Below are 18,468 nucleotides of genomic sequence, written 5' to 3'. Positions count from 1 at the left end.
ACGGCAAAGCCGAACGCTTCAACCGCACACTCCAAACCGAATGGGCCTACCGCCAGGTTTTCACCAGCAGCGCTCAACGCCAAGCAGCCCTTGCACCCTGGCTCCAGCACTGAACGCATCCACACCGGCATCGGAACCACACCCATCACCCGAGTGTCACCAACCTGATGGCCCAGTACACCTAGAGCGCGGGGGAGCGTCGTGCCTGCTCAGCGGCGGCGCGCGTGAGGACGACGTCGCCCCAGCTGTCCTCGCGCTGCACGAGCCGCCGCGAGCACAGCCACTGGGCCAGACGGGACGCCACGCTGATCTGGGCGAGGCGATCGTGGAAATCGGGCAGTAGCTGGGGGGCAGCGAGGAAGTCCGGCAGGGCATGCAGCAGTTCCCGGGCGCCCATCACCTGGACGTAGGGGGCGGCTGTGCCGAACTGCCGCTCCAGCTCGAGCAGCTCGCGCTCGTCGGATGCCAGACGGGTGACGGCTCCGTGCTCGAGGTAGTCCCGGAGGTGGCACTGCACCCGCTCGTAGCGCAGGAGGCTCTCCGGGTGCCGCACGTGGCTGCTGCCCGCGAAGAAGCGCTTGAGGATGGTGTCTGCGTTCACGGGGTCCATGCGCACATCCTTCCGCTGCCCACCGACCTTTTCCCGCTCCTCGACCACCGCGCGATGCACCGGCGGAATGTCCGGAATACTGGATAGCATCGGATGTTCGTACGACCGCACGTCACGGGACCGGCCCGGTGGACGATCGTCCCGGGCGAGGAGGACTGGAATGGCGGAACAGGGGAGTGGAATGGCCGAGCAGCAGCACGTCGTGCGGCGTCGTCCCGTCGGTGCGGCCGATGCCCTTCGCGCACGTACCTTCGAGGCGACGACCCTGGCCTACTCGCTGATGGACACGGATTTCGTCATCCTGGACGTCAATACGGCGTTCGCGGAGGCGACGGGGATGGCGCGGGATGAACTCGTCGGGCGCCAGGCGTTCGAGGTCTTCCCCGAGAACCCGGTACAGTCCGACGATGCCCCGGCACGCACCATGCGCCAGTCGCTGGAACGGGTCATCTCCACCCGGCAGCGCGACAGCATGCACATCCACCGCTACGACATCCCCGACCCCGACCAGCCGGGCGCTTTCGTGGAGCGCTACTGGAGCCCCGTCAACATCCCCGTGCTCGACGGCGACGGGGAGCTGATCGCCGTCCTGCAGCAGGTCGAGGACGTCACCGACTACCGTGAGGACCTCGTCAAGGTGCTCGGCTACCTGCAGGAGCCGTCGCCGGGAACCTCGACCGAGGCCTCACGCCGCTTCGTGGAGTACGCGGCGACCGCCATGGCGCATTCCAGCCTCTACCACTCGGCCCGCCGTGAGGTGGAGCAGCTGCAGGAGGCACTCACGTCCCGCGGGGTCATTGACCAGGCGAAGGGCATCCTGATGGGGCGGTACCGGTGCGGGAGCGACGAGGCGTTCCAGCGCCTCAAGCAGATGTCCAACGACAGCAACGTGCGGCTCCGGGATGTCGCCACCGCCCTGATCTACCAGGTGTCCGCGCCGGGCTCCGCGCCGACTGGAGGGTCCGCTGGAAGCGGGGAGTCCTAGAGGTTCCCGGTGGCGATCATCAGCATCCGGCGGAGCGGTTCCGCCGCGCCCCACAACAGCTGGTCGCCCACCGTGAAGGCGCTGATGTAGTCCGGGCCCATCTCGAGCTTGCGGACGCGCCCCACGGGGATCTCCAGCGAGCCCGTCGCGGCGATCGGCGTCAGACCTGCGAGGGTGTCCGTCTTGGTGTTCGGGATGACGCGCACCCACTCGTTGTCCGCGGCGATGATCGACTCGATCTCGCTGACCGGCAGGTCCTGGGTCAGTTTGAGGGTCAGAGCCTGGGAGTGGGACCTCATGGCGCCCACACGGACGCACAGGCCGTCGAAGGGGATGCGGGTGTCGGTGCCGAGGATCTTGTTGGTCTCCGCACCGGCCTTCCACTCCTCCTTCGACTGGCCGTTGCCGAGGTCGCTGTCGATCCAGGGGATCACGGACCCGGCGAGGGGTACACCGAACTGGGTCGCCTCGAGGCTCGGGTGCCGCTGCTTCGTGAGGATGGCGCGGTCGATGTCGAGGATCGCGGACGCGGGGTCGTCCAGGTTGATGGCCACCGTGCTGTGGAGGGCGCCGAACTGCGTGAGGAGTTCACGCATGTGGCGGGCACCGCCACCCGAGGCCGCCTGATAGGTCATGGACGTGCCCCACTCCACGAGCCCGTTGCGGAAGAGCCCGCCCAGACCCATGAGCATGCAGGAGACCGTGCAGTTGCCGCCGATGAAGTCGCGGATGCCATGGGCGAGGCCGGCATCGATGGCGGACCGGTTGACCGGGTCGAGCACGATGATGCTGTCCTGCTCCATGCGCAGGGTGGATGCGGCGTCGAGCCACAGCCCGGACCAGCCGGAGTCGCGCAGCTTGGGGTACACCTCGGATGTGTAGTCGCCGCCCTGCGCGGTCACGATGATCGGCAGCTTGGCGAGCGTCTCGACGTCGTACGCGTCCTGAAGCGTCCCGGCGCCCTCGGCGAACGAGGGAGCGGCGCCACCGGCGGCGGACGTCGAGAAGAACACGGGGTTGATGCGGGCGAGATCGCCCTCGTCCTGGAGTCGCTGCATGAGGACCGAGCCCACCATGCCGCGCCATCCCACGAATCCGACGGATGGCAGGGCGGAACTCTCGGGTACTGAAGTCATGCCCTCCAGTTTAGGGGCGAGGATCCCGTCCGGTCCCCTTTGTGACTGAGGCCTCCCTCACGCCTGCAGGGCGCCTCGGTCCGCCAGTCACCGGCCGGCCGGAGCCGGCTGGCCCTGCCGCACCCAGAGGCTGATCCGGTACCTGGTCCCGTTCGACGATTCCAGCCACCCGGACTCCGGGGTCAGCGCGGCGAGCGCCCAGTCGGTTCCGAGGGCGGGAGCCACAGTGTCGCCGTCCACGGAGGACTCGACCACGGTGACGAGGGCGGCGTTGGCGCGGTGCAGGGCGTCGGCGTACACCCGGCCGCCGCCGATGACCCAGATCTCCTCGGCTCCCGGGCTGGCCTGAGCGGCCTCGAAGGCGGCGTCGAGCGAATCGACGACGATCGCGCCCGGCAGGTCCGCGGAGCCGGAGCGGGAAAGGACGATGTTGGTGCGGTCCGGCAGGGGCCGGAACTTCTCGGGGAAGGACTCCCAGGTGCGGCGGCCCATAATGACGGGATGCCCCGTCGTCGTGGCCCTGAAGTGTGCCATGTCCTCCGGCAGGTGCCACGGGATCCCGCCGTCCCTGCCGATCACGCCGTTCTCGGTCTGGGCCCAGATCATGCCGACCACCGGGCGTGACCCGACGGCGTCGGGCACGCTCAGGGGGGCGGGGGCCCCACTCATACCGCCACCGGAGCCTTGATGGTGGGGTGGTGCTGGTAGTCGACCACGTCGAAATCCTCCAGGGTGTAGTCGAAGATGCTGGCGGGTTTCCGCTTCAGCTGGACGCGCGGGTACGGGTACGGCTGGCGGGACAGTTGTTCGGTGACCTGTTCCACGTGGTTGTCGTACACGTGGACGTCGCCGCCGGTCCAGATGAACTCGCCCGGTTCCAGGCCGGTCTGCTGCGCGACCATCAGGGTCAGCAGTGCGTAGGAGGCGATGTTGAAGGGGACGCCGAGGAAGGTGTCCGCGGACCGCTGGTACAGCTGGCAGGACAGACTGCCCGGACCGCCGTCGGCGCCGGGGGTCACGTAGAACTGGAAGAAGACGTGGCAGGGAGGGAGGGCCATATCGGAGATCTCCGAGACGTTCCACGCCGAGACGAGGTGCCTGCGCGAGTCGGGATTCGTCTTCAGCCCTTCGACGACCTGGGCGATCTGGTCGATGTGCCCGCCGTCGGGCGTAGGCCAGGACCGCCACTGGACGCCGTAGACAGGGCCGAGTTCGCCGTCGTCGTCCGCCCACTCGTCCCAGATGGACACGCCGCGCTCCTGCAGCCAGCGGACGTTCGAGTCACCGCGGAGGAACCAGAGCAGTTCGAGGGCCACGGACTTGAAGTGCACGCGCTTGGTGGTGATGAGCGGGAAGGACTCGCGGAGGTCGAACCGCAGCTGCCGGCCGAAGACGCTCCGGGTTCCGGTGCCCGTCCTATCGCTCTTGGCTGCGCCGTTCGCCATCACATCGCGCAGCAGATCCTCGTAAGGGGTGGGGATGGGGGTGCTCACTTGGCCAGTCTACGCAAACCGAACCGAGCCCGGATCGTCGGGGTCCCTGCTACGCGGGGTGGCTTCCTGCGAATGCTCGGATGGCGTCCCGTACGAATTCCGCGCCGGGGATGCCTCCGTAGTTGCGGGCGAACCGTTCGTCGGTGGCATACATGTCGCCGTAGCTCGTGAAGTGTTCGGCCGAGACCGGCGCCCCGGTTGCCGCAGCGGACAGGTTGAGCCAGTCGAGGTGTCGTGACACGATCGCCTGCACCACGTCGCTGCCCGGTGGAAGACCCGCGTCGCGTGCCGCGGCATAGTCCCGCGCGATGTGGCGGTGCTGCTCCGTGAAGGCCTTCTTCTCGGTGTCCGTCTTCGACCGCCACCATCGGTCTCCTGAGGCATAGGCTTCGCTGCCCCATCGTTCCTCGACCTCGTCCCTGTAGAGGGTGTGGTCGAACCCGTCGAACATGTCTTCCGGCATGATGTGCCTGCCCTCTTCCTGTGCAGCGATGGTGGTCCGGACCGACCGTATCTGTCGTTCGATCCGCTGTTGTTCCTGGGTCAGCCATGCGAGGTGGGAGCGGAGCGCCGGCACTGCCTGGTCCTGATGATCCAGGACCCGCGCGATCTCGGTGAGCCCGAGCCCGAGCTCCCTCAGCATGAGGATGCGTTGGAGGCGAACGAGGGCATCCCGGTCGTAGTAGCGGTAGCCGTTGGGGCCCAGACGGCTCGGCCTCAGCAGTCCGAGCTGGTCGTAGTGACGCAGCGTTCGGCTGGTCGTGTTGGCGAGCCGCGCTATCTCGTGGATCGGCCAGTCCACGGGAACCGGGGAGTCGAGAGCGGTCATGCCACCAGTCTCGACCTTGCCGTAGCGTCAAGGTCAAGAGGGCGCGAGACCCGCCCGGCGCCGGTCAGTCGTCGTAGGCGCGAAACTGCTCCACCGAGACGATGCACCCGGCGTTGAAGCTGCTGACCTGGCAGATCACGGCCTCGCCCGGCGCCAGGTAGGGGTCGTCGGCGGGGAGGAGCTTCCGTAGCCTGCTCGTCATGTGGCTGCCGAGGACCGAGAACACGAGCGGGAGCACCGGTCGGTGCGTGCAGACGGCGACCGGGCGGCGCTTGTCGAAGACCCGCTCGACGGCGTTCCGGGTGCGGCCGGGCCTGCGGGCGGCGTCGTGCTCGGTGAGGGCGTCCACGAGCTTCAGTTTCGCGCTGCGCTGGTGCACGTAGGGGGAGATGGTCTGCACGCAGCGCTCCCAGGGGCTGCTCACCACGCGTTCGGGGCTCCAGGCCTGCAGCAGCCGGCTGACCGCGACGGCCTGCCGGCGGCCGGTCGCGGCCAGCGGCCGCTCGCCCTCGGCCCTGCTCCACGAGGACCGGGGTTTCGCCTTCGCGTGCCGGACGACGATCAGCGGCCAGGTCTGCAGGTCCTTGGCCCGGTGCGCCTCGAGGAGGGCGTCGAGGGGTTCGATGTCGGACGGATTGGACAGCAGTTCACGCGCCTTCTCCGGCGACACCCACTCGGCCCGATCCACTTCCTTGCCGTCAGGGGCAGCGATCAGCCGTTCGGCCCGGGCCGCCCAGTAGTGCACCACCTTGTCGCGGGAGGACACCGGGTAGCTGATCGTGGCGAGCGGGATGCCCAGCGTGACGCTCAACCCCACCTCCTCGAACGTCTCACGGACGGCGCACTCCGGCGTCGTCTCGCCCGGATCGAGCTTGCCCTTCGGCCAGGACCAGTCCTTGTACCGGGGCCGGTGGATGATGAGGAGCTCGAGTTCGCCTTTCCCGAGCCGCCAGCAGAGCGTTCCGGCAGCCACCACGGCGGCACCGCTTGCCTGCACCGCGGCGGCGGGGGCGACTTTCGTGGGCGCGGCCATCAGCGGCGCGACACCGCACGCTGGCGGGCCCGGGAGGCGAGCAGCCAGGACTGGATGTCCTCGAGCGGCGCGCCGTCGTCGTCCTTGTGGTGGCGCGTCCAGCAGCCGGTCTCGTCGAGGTGCCAGCTGGAGACCGCGGGGTTCATGTAGCGGTCCATGAGCGTCATCAGGTAGGAGATGTCCTCCGGCGAGCTCAGCTGCACGAGGGCCTCGACGCGGCGGTCCAGGTTGCGGTGCATCATGTCGGCCGAGCCGATGAAGACCGCCGGTTCGCCGCCGTTCGCGAACGCGAACACGCGGGAGTGCTCCAGGAAACGGCCGAGGACGGAGCGGACGGTGACGTTCTCGCTGAGGCCCGGGACGCCCGGCCGCACCGAGCAGATGCCGCGGACGATCACGTCGACCTGGACACCCGCCTGGGATGCGCGGTACAGCGAGTCGATGATCGCCTCGTCCACCATCGAGTTCACCTTGATCACCACGCGCGCCGCGAGGCCCGCGTGCTTGTTGGCGATCTCACGCTCGATGCGGTCGATCAGGCCCGAGCGCACGGAGCGCGGAGCGACGAGGAGCCGCTTGAAGGTGGACTTCGGTGCATACCCGGAGAGCTGGTTGAACAGCCGCGACAGGTCCTGGCCCACCTGCTCGTTGGCCGTGAGCAGTCCCAGGTCCTCGTAGTACCGCGCCGTGCGCGGGTGGTAGTTGCCGGTGCCGATGTGACAGTAGCGTCGCAGCCCGTCGATTTCCTGCCGCACCACGAGCGAGAGCTTGCAGTGCGTCTTGAGGCCCACGATCCCGTAGACCACGTGCACGCCGGCCTGCTCGAGCTTGCGGGCCCAGGAGATGTTGGCCTGCTCGTCGAAGCGGGCCTTGATCTCCACGAGCGCGAGGACCTGCTTGCCCGCCTCTGCGGCGTCGATCAGGGCGTCGACGATGGGGGAGTCGCCCGACGTCCGGTACAGGGTCTGCTTGATGGCCTGCACCTTCGGGTCGGCGGCGGCCTGCTCCAGAAAGGCCTGGACCGACGTCGAGAACGAGTCATACGGGTGGTGCAGCAGGATGTCCCGGCGGCGCATCGCCGCGAAGACGTTCGCCGCCTTGGAGGTCTCGCTCTCGTTGAGGTACCGGCTCGTGTGCGGGACGTGCTTCGGGTAGTGGAGGTCGCCCCGGTCGATGCCGGCGATGACGCTGAGCCCGCGCAGGTCCAGGGGCGCGGGCAGGTTGTAGACCTCGTCCTCCTCGACGCCGAGTTCGCGGGACAGGAGCGCCCGGATGCTCGGGTTGATGTCCGTGGTCACCTCGAGGCGCACGGGCGGGCCGAAGCGGCGGCGCAGCAGCTCCTTCTCGAGGGCCTGCAGGAGGTTCTCGGCGTCGTCCTCCTCGACCTCGAGGTCCTCGTTGCGCGTTACGCGGAACAGGTGGTGTTCCAGGACCTCCATGCCCGGGAAGAGCTGGTCCAGGTGGACGGCGATGACCTCCTCCAGCGGGATGAAGCGCGCGACGCGTCCCGCGACGTTGCCGGCGCGGGGTCCGTCGACGGACATCAGGCGCGGCAGCTGGTCGGGCACCTTGACACGCGCGAACAGCTCCTTCTCGCTGATCGGGTTGCGCACCACGACGGCGAGGTTCAGGGACAGCCCGGAGATGTAGGGGAAGGGGTGCGCGGGGTCCACGGCGAGGGGCGTGAGGATCGGGAAGACCTTCTCGGCGAAGATCTTGTGGAGCTCGGCCCGGGCGGGCTCGTCGAGCTCCTCCCACGTGGTGAGGTGGATCTGCTCCCGGGCGAGGGCCGGCCGGATGTGCTCGGCAAAGACGGCCGCGTGGCGCTGCTGCAGCTGGTAGCCGTCCTGCATGATCTTCTCGAGCTGCTCGATGGGGCTCAGGCCGGCCGCGGAGGGGACTGCGAGGCCCGTGGCGATCCGGCGTTTCAGTCCCGCGACGCGGACCATGAAGAACTCGTCCAGGTTGGACGCGAAGATGGACAGGAAGCTGACGCGCTCGAGGAGGAACAGGTCGGGGTCCTCGGCGAGTTCGAGGACGCGGGCGTTGAAGTCGAGCCAGCTGATCTCGCGGTCCAGGAAGCGGTCCGGCCGGATGTCGCCGGACGGCAGGAGGCTGGGAGCGAAGTCCGGGATGTCGATGCGGTCCTGGGTCGCCCTGGCCGGCGCCGTCTCGGAAGATCCGTACAGTGACGCTCCCCGGCGTTTTGTCTCTGAATCCATTGCGTCTCCTGCGGCGTGGGCGGGCATAAGCGAGCGCGCCGCTCGGACCGGCCGGGGGGCGCCTCGAAAATAACCTTACAAGGTGGGTTGCGGCGCCTTGCCCGCGTACATGACGTCCACGTCCCAGCGGGTGAAGCCGAGCTTCCGGTACAGGGCGACGGCGGCGGTGTTGTCGGCGTCGACGTACAGCATGATGGCCTGCAGTCCCTTACCGTGGAGGTACTCGATGCCGGCGATGGTGAGGGCCTTGCCGAGCCCCATGCCCTGGGCCTCCGGCGTGACGCCGACCACGTACACCTCGCCCATGGGCGGGTGTGCACCGATCCCGGGATGGATCTTCGTCCAGTGGAAGCCGAGCAGGGTGCGGTCCTCCTCGCGCACCGCCAGCAGGAACCCGTCGGCGTCGAACCAGTCCTCGTCCATCCGTGCCTCGAGGTCGGCGCGCGTCGTGGCGCCCTGCTCGGGGTGGTGGGCGAACGCGGCCGCGTTGGCCGCGAGCCACGCCTCCTCGTCCTGGCCGCGGACGAACGCACGCAGGGTCACTCCCTCGGGGAGTTGCAGGGCGGGGACGGACTGCTCGACGGCGGCACGCGTCAGGCGCATGCGCCACAGCTCCCGCACGGGTTCGAACCCGAAGCGCGCGGCGAGGTCGGCGGCAGCCGAGTGGTTCCCGTGCGACCAGCCGCGGAGGCCGGGGATGCCCTCGGCCAGGACGGCCTCGATGAGCGCGGTTCCGGCGCCCTCGCCGCGACCGTCGGGTGCGACGACGAGTTCGAGCACCGCGCCGTCCTCGGGGCCGCGGGTGATGACGGCGACGCCCGCCAGTTCACTCTCCTGCTGCCCGGAGGTTCGTGCCGTGACGACCAGCAGCCGGTCCCCGGCGTTCTGCGCCCGGAGGGTCACCAGGGTCTGTTCGGACAGCGGCGGATTCCCGTCCGCCTCGGTGGCGGCCGATGCGAGGCGGTGGATCTCCTCGAGGGCGGCGGGCGACGGGGCGCCCTCGATCCTGTCGACGGACCAGGTGGGGGCGTGCTGCGCGGCTGTCATGCGCCCAGCCTAGTCCCCGCTCCTTTCCGGCGTTTGGTCGAGCGGCCGGCGTGGGGTAGTGTCGGTAACTGCTCGAGGGGGATGCACCAGTGGGGTGCCCGCGATACGTTCGACCCGTATGTCCTCCACCAGGGTCCGGCCCCCAGGACCGGATACGCGAAAGCCCCCTTCACCAGCAGGTGGAGGGGGCTTTCGCGTGGTGTCGGGTCGTGGTGTCGCCGAGGTGCCGTGTCAGGCGTCCTGGTTGACCGGGCTGCGGTCCTCCGGCAGCCGCGTCAGCGTGAAGCGGTAGCCGACGTTCCGCACCGTCCCGATCAGCTGCTCGTGGTCCGCTCCCAGCTTCGCCCGGAGGCGCCGGACGTGGACGTCGACGGTGCGCGTGCCGCCGTAGTAGTCGTAGCCCCATACCTCGTGCAGGAGCTGGTCCCGGGTGAAGACGCGGCCCGGATGCTGCGCCAGGTACTTGAGGAGCTCGAACTCCTTGTACGTCAGGTTCAGCGGCTCGCCGCCGACCCTCGCCGTGTAGCTGGCCTCGTCGATCACGACGCCGGACGCGTGGATCTCGGTGCTCGTCTCCTCGCTCGCCGCCGTCGACCGCGCGATGACGAGGCGCAGCCGCGCCTCCACTTCCGCCGGGCCGGCCGAATCGAGGACGACGTCGTCCGCCAGCCAGTTGGCCGCCACCGCCGCCATGCCGCCCTCGGTGAGGACCAGGACCAGGGGCGCGCTCAGGCCGGTGGCCTTGAGGAGCTGGGTGAGGGAACGGGCGCCGACCAGGTCCTTGCGCGCGTCCACCAGGACGACGTCGCAGGGTTCGGTCTCGAGGAGTGCCGTGGGCTCGGCCGCCAGGATGTGCACCTTGTGGTTGAGCAGTTCGAGGGCCGGCAGGATGTCGACCGACGAGCCGGTGGTGTTGGTGAGCATCAAGATGTGCGGCATGGGTCCTCCACGGATCGGGTATGCGCATCATCGGGCAGCGGTGCCCTCGTTCCCGGAACCGGTGGCGAGGGCGGTAGAGATTTCGACAAGTATAGCCGCAGCCATGTGATCGGACGCACGTGCGCGGCCTGCCGGCGCGGGCCGGTTTTCCCGTCCGAAGAACCGGTAGGGCAGTATTGCTGGAGTGAAGAGGACGAGCGTGGCCACTGCGGCCGGAGCCGCGGCCGTGGCGGCAGGCGCCATCGTCGCGTCCTCGTACGCCTCCCCGCTCATCACTGCCATCACCGCAGGGGCAGCGTGCGTCCTGGCCGCCATCGGGTGGCCTGCCATCCTTCGTGTCCCCGCCAGGAAGAGCCAGTCGGCGGCCATCGGGCTCAGTGCCCTGCTCGCCATGGTCCTGACGGCCACCGTGCCCGGGCCGGCCTTCCTGACGTGGTTCCCGGCGTCCGTGGCGCTCGGTGTCGGCGCGGTCTTCATGATCCAGCTCCTGCGCGGGACGGGCCAGAGCCACCGCCTGGAGTCCACCCTCGGGGCCAGTGCGGGGGTCATCGCCGTCGGCATGGGCTCCGGCTGGGCCGCGGCGGACCGCCTGGCCGCCAATGCGGCCGATTCCGGCATGATGCTCGTGACCGGGGTCAGCATCCTCGTCGCGATCGCGGTCTCCCTCCTGCCATTCCCGGACCGCCTCGTGGCCCCCGCCGCACTCGCCCTCGCGGCGCTCGCCGGGCCCCTCGGCGCACTGCTCTTCACCGACGTGCCCGCGCTCGCCGCGGCAGTGGTGGGACTCGCCTGCGGTGCCATCATCGCCGGGACACGACGGCTCCTGGTCGGACGCGAAGCGCCGCTGGACCCTCTCGCGGCCGTGGCGGCAGGCATCACCCCGGTGCTCGCGATCGGCTCCGTGGTCTACTTCCTCGACAAGCTCTTCCTGTCCTGAGCACGGATCAGGCCACTCGTGCCCTCCCATGCTGCGTCCTGTGCCGTCCGGAGCGGGCGTTAGGATGGAAGCATGTCCATCCTTGCTCTTGAAATCTTCTTCATCTCGCTGCTGGTCGTCGCCGGTCTCGGCATGGCGGGTTTCGCAGCCCTCGTCATCACGCGCCTGTACAAGGGCCAGAAGTAGCCGACTGACCCCGGAGTACCCATGTCGATTGACCTGCCCACCGACCTGACGCCCGAGCTCGTCCCACTGTCGTGGCTCCTCGGAACCTGGGAGGGGACCGGGATGCTCGGTGAGGGCACCGCCGACTCGGAGCGCTTCTCGCAGCGCGTCGTGTTCTCCCAGAACGGCCTCCCGTACCTGCAGTACAGCGCCGAATCGTGGCTCATCGACGAGCAGGGCGCGCAGTTGCGCCCGCTCTCGGTCGAGACGGGCTTCTGGGCGCTCGACCGCAAGCTGAACGACGCCGACGTCGGCCCCGGCCTGAGCCCCGCGGACATCGTCCCGGCCCTCAAGACCGCCGACGAGGTCGAGCAGTTCCGCAACGACGCCGGTGGCTTCGACATCACGGCCACCATCGTCCACCCCGGCGGTATCGCCGAGCTCTACTACGGGAGCATCAAGGGCCCGCAGATCCAGCTCAGCACGGACCTCGTGATGCGCGGCCAGCACTCCAAGGAGTACACCGCCGCCACCCGCCTGTTCGGCCTCGTGGAGGGCAACCTGTACTGGCGCTGGGACGTCGCCGCGGACGGCAACTCGCTCGAGGCGCATGCCTCCGCCATTCTGAAGAAAGCCTCCTGACCGCGGAGCACCCGGCCGTCGCGTCCCCGCGGGGTCGCGTACCTCCGTGCGGCCACGCCGCACTTCATCAGCTGACGCAGGAATAGTCCTGCCCGGAAGGCGTTATACCGTCATGATCCCAAGCCCGCTCCTGAGCCGTCCCGGTGCCGTCGAGGGTGGCGGACCGGACGCCGGCGTCGCCGCCCACTACGGCGACCCCTTCCGTGAACAGCGTCTCCTCGCCGACGGTCAGGCCGTCGTCGACCTCTCGCACCGCGGCGTCGTGACGGTCTCCGGTCCCGACCGCCTCAGCTGGCTCAACACACTGTCCTCGCAGCTGCTCCTCGGCCTCCGGCCCGGACAGAGCTCCGAGACGCTGCTCCTCACCGTGCAGGGCCGCATCGAGCACTCGGTCCATGTCGTGGACGACGGCGCCGTCGCCTGGCTCATCACCGAGGGGAGCGAGGCGGCGCCGCTCGCCGCCTGGCTCGAGCGCATGAAGTTCATGCTCCGCGTCGAGGTCACGGACGCCACCGATGCCTGGGCTGTCCTCGGCGCGACCCGGGCCCTGCCCGAACTGGGCGATGACGTCCTCGTCTGGGACGATCCCTGGCCCTCCACCGGGGCCGGTGGCTATGCCTACTCGACGGTCGACGACGCCGGACACCCCGGACGGGAACGGCCCTGGTTCGAGTACCTCGTGCCGCGCGACGGTCTGGAAGCGGCAGTCGCCTCCTCGGGGCTCGCCCTGGCCGGTTCACTCGCGGCCGAGGCCCTGCGCATCGCCGCCTGGCGGCCCCGGCACGGCTTCGAGACGGACGAGAAGACGATCCCCCACGAACTCGACCTCCTGCGCACCGCCGTGCACCTCGCGAAGGGGTGCTACAAGGGGCAGGAGACCATCGCGCGCGTCCACAACCTCGGTCACCCGCCACGCCGGCTGACCTTTCTCCACCTCGACGGCAGCCAGCACACGCTTCCGGCCGTAGGGAGCGCCGTCCTCAGCGAGGGCCGCACCGTGGGCCGCGTGACGTCGGTCGGCCACCACTACGAGATGGGGCCCATCGCCCTCGCCGTGCTCAAGCGCTCCGCCGACGCGTCCGCCGACCTCCTGGTGCAGGACGGCGAGGAGCTGTACGCCGCCGGCCAGGAGGTCATCGTGGCACCGGATGCTGGGCAGGTCGTCGGGCGGGCCACCGGATTCCTGAGGGGGCCGCGATGAGCGCCGGGAACGACGGCGGTGCGGGCTCGGACACCTCTGCCGGCGTGAACACCGACAGTAGGGACGGCGACGCGGGACCGGGTGGTACCGGCGACGACGCGGGGGCGGCGGCCGCGATCGCCCTGGCCCACGCGCTGTTCGATGCTGCACGCCAGGGGGACAGCGGGCTCCTGGCGCGGTACCTCGACGCAGGAGTGCCGGTCACGCTGACCAACACCGCCGGCGACAGCCTGCTCATGCTCGCCGCCTACAACGGGCACCCGGCCATCGTGCGCGACCTCCTGGGCCGCGGCGCCGATGCCGACCAAGCCAACGACCGCGGGCAGACACCCCTGGCGGGCGCCGTCTTCAAGGGGCACACGGACGTGGTCCGGCTCCTTGTGGACGCCGGAGCGGACCCCGACGCGGGGACTCCGTCCGCCCGTGCCGCTGCCGAGATGTTCGGCCGGACGGAGCTCGTCGAGCTGTTCGGCTAGCTGTACCGACCGCTGCCTACAGGGCCCACCCGGTGGCGCGTCCCCAGGCCACGAACAGCGCGAGCAGCAGAGCCACGATGTTGATGGTGAATCCCTTCTCGCCCCGCGAGAGGTGGAACGCGATCGACAGCGCCATGATCAACGCCAGCCCGATTGCTGCTGCCGGGATCAGGAACGTGGCCACCCGGAAGATGCCGGGGAGGATCAGCCCCAGAGCACCCAGGATTTCGAACACACCAGCGGTGCGCGCGTAGCCCGGCTTGTCCTTCGCCCACGTCAGCCCCTGGGACACCAGCTTGTCGATGGGCTGGAAGGTCTTCGTGGCACCGGCAGCGAGGAAGAAGGCTGCCAGGACGCCGGCCACGATCCACAGTGCGATATTCATGACTTCTCCTCCCGAAGCCCCGACAGGGTAAGCATGCTCCCCTCGGGCTGCCTTGGCTACAGTTTCGCCCGGAGCGGGTCAGCGATCGAGCAGCACCGACGTCTGCGTCCCGGCGAAGGCGAACCCCGCACGGCGGGCGGTCCGCTGGGATGCGGTGTTGTCGGTCCTTGCGCGCCACTGCGGGACCAGTCCTGCGGCCATGGCCTCCTCGACGGCCACGGCGGTGATGCGCCGGGCGTGGCCCTTCCGTCGATGCTCGGGCGGCGTGAGGACCGCGAGATGGGCCAGGATGCCCTCCCAGATGTCGTAGCCCGCGCCGGCCAGGGGAGTCGGTTCGTCCGACTCCTGGTCGCCCTCGTCGACGAGGACGAACGGGTGCTCCAGGCCGCTGAGGTCCGCCTCCGCGACGTCGTCGGGCGGGCACAGCCGCTCGAGCGCCCGGACGAGGCCGGCCTCGCTGGACACGACGGCCGACGGACCCTCGAACGCGGGCAGGGCGTCGCAGAAGTAGAGCTGCGCCTCGCCGAGGCCGCGCCCGCCATGGTTCCGGCTGAGCGTGAGCAGGGTCGAGGAGCTGCGCAGTTCCAGGGCTGGTAGGTGCCTCCCCGCGTCCACGGCCCACGCTGGGCCCCGAAGGACCTCCCGGCCGAACAGTGTCACGAACGTCAGGACGGAGGCGTCGTCGTCGATGCTGTACAGGCGATTCTCGCCGCCGTCGGCGAGCGCGCCGTCGTCGAGCCCCAGCAGACGCGACCAGGCGAGCTGGATGATCGAGACCGTACCGGGGTCGAGTTCCACGGGGACCTCAGCCGAACAGGATCGCGGCTTCGTCGTAGCGGTGCTGCGGAACCCGCTTGAGGTTGCCGAGCGCCGCCTCGAAGCCGACATGCGCGATCTCGGTGCCGTGGAGGGAGACCATGGTGCCCCACAGCTCGTCCTTCACGGAGTCGACGGCGGCCATCCCGAGGCGGGTGGCGAGCACGCGGTCGAACGACGTCGGGACGCCGCCGCGCTGGATGTGGCCGAGGATGGTCGCGCGGGTCTCGATGCCCGTGCGTGCTTCCAACTCCGGCGCGAGCTGGTCGGCGATGCCGCCCAGACGAGGCCGGCCGAACGTGTCCAGGCCGCGCTCGGAGTGCGCCTGCTCCATGTGGGAGGGCACGAAGCCCTCGGCGACGACGACGAGGGGCGCGCGTCCTCGGGCGTTCGCGGTGGCGACCCACTCGGCGATCTGCTCGATGCTGGTCTGCTGCTCGGGGATCAGGATGGCGTGGGCGCCCGAGGCCATGCCGGCGTGCAGGGCGATCCAGCCCACGTGCCGGCCCATGACCTCGGCGATCATGCAGCGGCTGTGCGACTCGCCGGTGGTGCGGAGCCGGTCGATCGCCTCGGTCGCGATCTGGACAGCTGTGTCGAAACCGAAGGTGTAGTCGGTGGCATCGAGGTCGTTGTCGACCGTCTTGGGGACTCCGACGATCTTTAGGCCGAGGTCCGTGAGCCGCTTCGCCGCGGCGAGGGTGCCTTCGCCGCCGATCGCGATCATCGCGTCGATGCCGAGGCGCGCCATGTTGTCTTTGATGGCCTCCGCGCCGCCCTTGCCCTCGAAGGGGTTGGTGCGCGAGGTGCCGAGGATCGTGCCGCCCTGCTTGGAGATGCCGCGCACGGCGTGGCGGGGAAGGTCGATGACGTCGCCCTCGACGACGCCACGCCAGCCATCCCGGAATCCGACGAACTCCTGCTCGTGCACCTTGATGCCCTTGAGCACCGCGCCGCGGATGACGGCATTCAGCCCGGGGCAGTCGCCGCCGCTGGTGAGGATTCCGATCTTCATGTGGCTGGGGTTCCTTCGACGAGGGGTGGATGGTCCTTGAGGAGCACGCCGTCGGGCCCAGCTATGATTCTAGACACACCGCGGAAGCCCACCCGACTGCGTCACATCGGTCTCCGGCCCGCACCCCTCGATGCGTCGCGCCCGTCCCGGAAGCACGTAGGCTGGGGGCACCCGGCGCACGAGCGGCCTCCACCCGTCCGTTGCGCCCCCGCCGGTCCGAGGAGGACGCAGCAGTGCCCCAGGCAGGTTTCGCGCCAGCGGCGCTGCGCATGGTCCATATCTCCCGACCGGTCCTCTGGATCAACACCCTGGGCACCGGTGTCGTCGGCATGTGGCTCACGGACGCTTTCTGGGACGGGGAGGTCCTCGCCCTCCTGGTCTGGCTCACGCTGCCGTTCAACCTGCTCATCTACGGCGTGAACGACATCTTCGACCAGGAAACGGACGCCCTGAACCCGCGCAAGGGATCGCTCGAGGGCGCCCGGATCCGGGCCTCCGAGGTCCGGGCGATCTGGCTCTGGGTCCTCGTCACCAACGTGCCGTTCCTCGCCTGGTTCGCGGCGACGCTGCCCCCGGCGGCACTCGCCTGGCTCGCGCTGTACGCGCTCGTCTTCATCTTCTACTCCGCGCCTCCACTGCGCTTCAAGGCCCGGCCCTACCTCGATTCGATCAGCAACGCCGCCTACGCCTTCCCCCTGGTCTTCGTGCCCTACGCCCTCGGCGACGAGCCGGTCTGGGCCGCCGCGATCGGCCTGATGGCCTGGAGCGCGGCCAAGCACACCTACGACGCCGTCCAGGACATCGACGAGGACAGGGGAGCGGACATCACGACGACGGCGGTCAGGCTGGGCGCTCGCGGCGTGGTGGCCTGGAGCGGCGCGTGGTGGGCTGCGGCGACGGTGTGCTTCGCGCTCGTCAACATCCCGGTCGCCGTCGTCAACGCGCTCATCGCCGGCTGGCTGCTCTTGGGCCTGTACCGCGACCCCCGCCCCGAAACGGGCCACCGGCTGTACCGGTACTCGATCGCCTTCCCCTATGTGGCCGGGACCGTGGCGGGCGTGCAGCTCGTGGCCGCCCTGACGCTGGGCCTCTACCGGTGAGCCGCGTCGTCGTCGTCGGGGGCGGGATCGGCGGGCTGACCGCCGCCGCGCTGCTCGGACGGGCGGGCCACGGCGTGACCCTGCTCGAGGCCGCCGGGCACGTGGGCGGGAAGAGCCGTCGCGTGGAGGTGGCGGGACAGCGCATGGACACCGGTCCGTCCCTGTTCACCTTCCCGGGTGTCTGGGAGGAACTCCTGCGCCGGCTCGACGCCGTCGCACCGTCCGGTGCCGCGAGCGCTGCGGACGTCGCGGCCCTCCGCCTGGAGCGGCTGCCGGAGGTCGGCACCTACTACTACCGGGGCGAGGAGTGCGCCCTGCCCGTTCCGGAGGGGCACCCCTGGCACGCGGCGTGGGAGCGTTTCGCCGCCGAGCACGGCATCCTCGGCGGCGACATCTCGCGCCTGCTGACCACGGGACCGCTGGAGCAGGCCGCGTATCCCGCACTGGCAAGGCTGGCCGGACTGTACGGACGCCGGCTCACCACGCGGAGCTACCTCGACAGCCTGCCCTGGCTGCCCGAGGGGCTGCGCGAGGTCATCGCGATCCACACCCTCAACGCCGGCGTCAGCCCCACCCGCACGCCCGCGCTGTACGCGAGCATGCCCGCCATCATGGCGAACGACGGCGTCTGGATCCCCGAGGGCGGCGTCTATGAGCTGGTGCTGGCCCTGGAGCGGCTGGCCGTCGACGCCGGCGTGGAAATCCGCACGGGAGAGCCGGTGCAGCGCATCGGACGACGGCGGGTGGTCACCGCAGCCGGGACCTACCCGGCCGACGCCGTCGTCAGCGGGCTCGATGCCTCCCGGCTCACCGGCCTGCTGGCGGGCCGGCGCCCGCGCACACCGAGGAAGCTCACCTGCTCGGCCGTCGGGATCTACGCCGTCCTCGCCGAACCGCTCCCGGAGGGGACCGCGCGCCACGGCGTGATCCTGCCCGACGATCCCGCTGCGCTCTACGCCAGCCTCGAAGCCGGGGACGAACCGGAGCAGACCATGGCCTTCGCCAACTACTATCCGGCCCACGGCGTCTACCCGAATGCGTCGGCGACCCTCGCGCTGCTCCTCACCGCGCCGGCGAACGGCAGGAGCTACTCCCTCGAGGATCCCTTGGTGCGCCGCGAACTGGACCGGACCACACAGGTGCTGGGGCTGCCCGTGCCCGTCGAGCAGTACTTCGATGCCTACGAGATCCTGGATCCCGGCTACTTCGGCGAGCACGGTTCCGCGGGCGGTGCGCTCTACGGGGCCGTCCATCCGGCGTGGCTGAGCGGCCCCTTCCACGTCCCGGGGTACTCGGATCCGCTGCGGCCGTGGCTCTGGCGCGTCGGCGCCTCGGTCCACCCCGGGGGAGGCCTGCCGGCAGTTCTCGGCGGGGCGATGATGTCCACCCAGAAGCTGCTGGCCCGCCTGGGGTCTCCCGCCTGACCGCTCCACCCGA

General features: G+C 69.9%; 19 protein-coding genes and 1 pseudogene. 8 read left to right on the top strand and 12 right to left on the bottom strand.

From position 1 onward, the window contains the following. Nucleotides 1-168, top strand: a pseudogene (locus ACX80I_RS04325) (integrase core domain-containing protein); the annotation flags it as partial. A gap of 13 nt (nt 169-181) precedes the next feature. On the opposite strand, the gene ACX80I_RS04320 reads toward ACX80I_RS04325, so the two are convergent. After that, nucleotides 182-610, bottom strand: a complete 429-nt coding sequence (locus ACX80I_RS04320; protein ID WP_459343886.1) for a hypothetical protein — start codon at nt 608-610, stop codon at nt 182-184. Between the two features lie 181 nt (nt 611-791). On the opposite strand from ACX80I_RS04320, the gene ACX80I_RS04315 reads away from it, so the two are divergent. Continuing rightward, complete coding sequence (locus ACX80I_RS04315; RefSeq protein ID WP_459343885.1) at nt 792-1,595, top strand: ANTAR domain-containing protein; 804 nt, start codon at nt 792-794, stop codon at nt 1,593-1,595. Here the strand turns inward: ACX80I_RS04315 and asd are convergent. The 8 genes from asd to ACX80I_RS04275 all read right to left on the bottom strand — a co-directional run bounded on the left by asd (nt 1,592) and on the right by ACX80I_RS04275 (nt 10,294). Then, on the bottom strand, nt 1,592-2,731 hold the full coding sequence (asd, locus tag ACX80I_RS04310) for an aspartate-semialdehyde dehydrogenase (RefSeq protein ID WP_459343884.1): 1,140 nt from the start codon (nt 2,729-2,731) through the stop codon (nt 1,592-1,594). The two genes, ACX80I_RS04315 and asd, sit on opposite strands and share 4 nt — an antisense overlap. Before the next feature lie 87 nt (nt 2,732-2,818). Continuing rightward, complete coding sequence (locus ACX80I_RS04305; RefSeq protein ID WP_459343883.1) at nt 2,819-3,400, bottom strand: dihydrofolate reductase; 582 nt, start codon at nt 3,398-3,400, stop codon at nt 2,819-2,821. Beyond that, the gene (locus ACX80I_RS04300) at nt 3,397-4,176 is read right to left on the bottom strand and encodes a thymidylate synthase (RefSeq protein ID WP_459343914.1); all 780 of its coding nucleotides are present in this window, start codon (nt 4,174-4,176) and stop codon (nt 3,397-3,399) included. Before ACX80I_RS04300 ends, ACX80I_RS04305 begins: the two co-directional genes overlap by 4 nt. A gap of 97 nt (nt 4,177-4,273) precedes the next feature. Continuing rightward, nucleotides 4,274-5,053: a MerR family transcriptional regulator gene (locus ACX80I_RS04295; protein ID WP_459343882.1), complete on the bottom strand. Its 780-nt coding sequence runs from the start codon at nt 5,051-5,053 to the stop codon at nt 4,274-4,276. A gap of 64 nt (nt 5,054-5,117) precedes the next feature. Continuing rightward, the gene (locus ACX80I_RS04290) at nt 5,118-6,086 is read right to left on the bottom strand and encodes an NUDIX hydrolase (protein ID WP_459343881.1); all 969 of its coding nucleotides are present in this window, start codon (nt 6,084-6,086) and stop codon (nt 5,118-5,120) included. Then, nucleotides 6,086-8,308: an RNA degradosome polyphosphate kinase gene (locus ACX80I_RS04285; protein ID WP_459343880.1), complete on the bottom strand. Its 2,223-nt coding sequence runs from the start codon at nt 8,306-8,308 to the stop codon at nt 6,086-6,088. Before ACX80I_RS04285 ends, ACX80I_RS04290 begins: the two co-directional genes overlap by 1 nt. A 75-nt stretch (nt 8,309-8,383) precedes the next feature. Further along, nucleotides 8,384-9,355, bottom strand: coding sequence for a mycothiol synthase (mshD, locus tag ACX80I_RS04280; RefSeq protein WP_459343879.1), 972 nt, complete (start codon nt 9,353-9,355; stop codon nt 8,384-8,386). Between the two features lie 231 nt (nt 9,356-9,586). Further along, on the bottom strand, nt 9,587-10,294 hold the full coding sequence (locus ACX80I_RS04275) for a winged helix-turn-helix transcriptional regulator (RefSeq protein WP_087076965.1): 708 nt from the start codon (nt 10,292-10,294) through the stop codon (nt 9,587-9,589). A 199-nt stretch (nt 10,295-10,493) separates the two neighbouring features. Between ACX80I_RS04275 and ACX80I_RS04270 the strand changes: the two genes are divergently transcribed. The 4 genes from ACX80I_RS04270 (at nt 10,494) to ACX80I_RS04255 (ending at nt 13,715) form a co-directional block, all read left to right on the top strand. Further along, entirely contained in the window at nt 10,494-11,231 is a 738-nt protein-coding gene (locus ACX80I_RS04270) for a hypothetical protein (protein WP_459343878.1), read from the top strand. Between the two features lie 207 nt (nt 11,232-11,438). Next, the gene (locus tag ACX80I_RS04265) at nt 11,439-12,038 is read left to right on the top strand and encodes a heme-binding beta-barrel domain-containing protein (protein WP_459343877.1); all 600 of its coding nucleotides are present in this window, start codon (nt 11,439-11,441) and stop codon (nt 12,036-12,038) included. 112 nt (nt 12,039-12,150) lie between these two features. Next, nucleotides 12,151-13,239: a CAF17-like 4Fe-4S cluster assembly/insertion protein YgfZ gene (gene ygfZ, locus ACX80I_RS04260; RefSeq protein ID WP_459343876.1), complete on the top strand. Its 1,089-nt coding sequence runs from the start codon at nt 12,151-12,153 to the stop codon at nt 13,237-13,239. After that, on the top strand, nt 13,236-13,715 hold the full coding sequence (locus tag ACX80I_RS04255) for an ankyrin repeat domain-containing protein (RefSeq protein WP_459343875.1): 480 nt from the start codon (nt 13,236-13,238) through the stop codon (nt 13,713-13,715). Before ygfZ ends, ACX80I_RS04255 begins: the two co-directional genes overlap by 4 nt. Nucleotides 13,716-13,731: 16 nt before the next feature. Here ACX80I_RS04255 and ACX80I_RS04250 read toward each other — a convergent pair whose 3' ends face one another. The 3 genes from ACX80I_RS04250 to ACX80I_RS04240 all read right to left on the bottom strand — a co-directional run bounded on the left by ACX80I_RS04250 (nt 13,732) and on the right by ACX80I_RS04240 (nt 15,931). Further along, complete coding sequence (locus ACX80I_RS04250) at nt 13,732-14,100, bottom strand: DoxX family protein (RefSeq protein ID WP_459343874.1); 369 nt, start codon at nt 14,098-14,100, stop codon at nt 13,732-13,734. 78 nt (nt 14,101-14,178) lie between these two features. After that, nucleotides 14,179-14,898 carry a GNAT family N-acetyltransferase gene (locus ACX80I_RS04245; RefSeq protein ID WP_459343873.1) on the bottom strand — a complete coding sequence of 240 codons (720 nt, stop codon included), beginning with the start codon at nt 14,896-14,898 and terminating at the stop codon, nt 14,179-14,181. A 7-nt stretch (nt 14,899-14,905) separates the two neighbouring features. Continuing rightward, the gene (locus ACX80I_RS04240; RefSeq protein WP_459343872.1) at nt 14,906-15,931 is read right to left on the bottom strand and encodes a 6-phosphofructokinase; all 1,026 of its coding nucleotides are present in this window, start codon (nt 15,929-15,931) and stop codon (nt 14,906-14,908) included. Nucleotides 15,932-16,164: 233 nt separating this feature from the next. Here ACX80I_RS04240 and ACX80I_RS04235 point away from each other — a divergent pair, with 233 nt between their 5' ends. Then, a complete protein-coding gene (locus ACX80I_RS04235) occupies nt 16,165-17,031 on the top strand; it encodes a UbiA family prenyltransferase (protein WP_459343871.1) in 867 nt (288 codons plus the stop codon). Then, the gene (locus tag ACX80I_RS04230; RefSeq protein WP_459343870.1) at nt 17,028-18,455 is read left to right on the top strand and encodes a phytoene desaturase family protein; all 1,428 of its coding nucleotides are present in this window, start codon (nt 17,028-17,030) and stop codon (nt 18,453-18,455) included. The genes ACX80I_RS04235 and ACX80I_RS04230 overlap by 4 nt, the downstream gene beginning before the upstream one ends. Nucleotides 18,456-18,468: the final 13 nt, after the last annotated feature.

This window comes from Arthrobacter rhamnosi, assembly GCF_054510855.1.
This window is presented reverse-complemented; position numbering and strand designations above follow the sequence as displayed.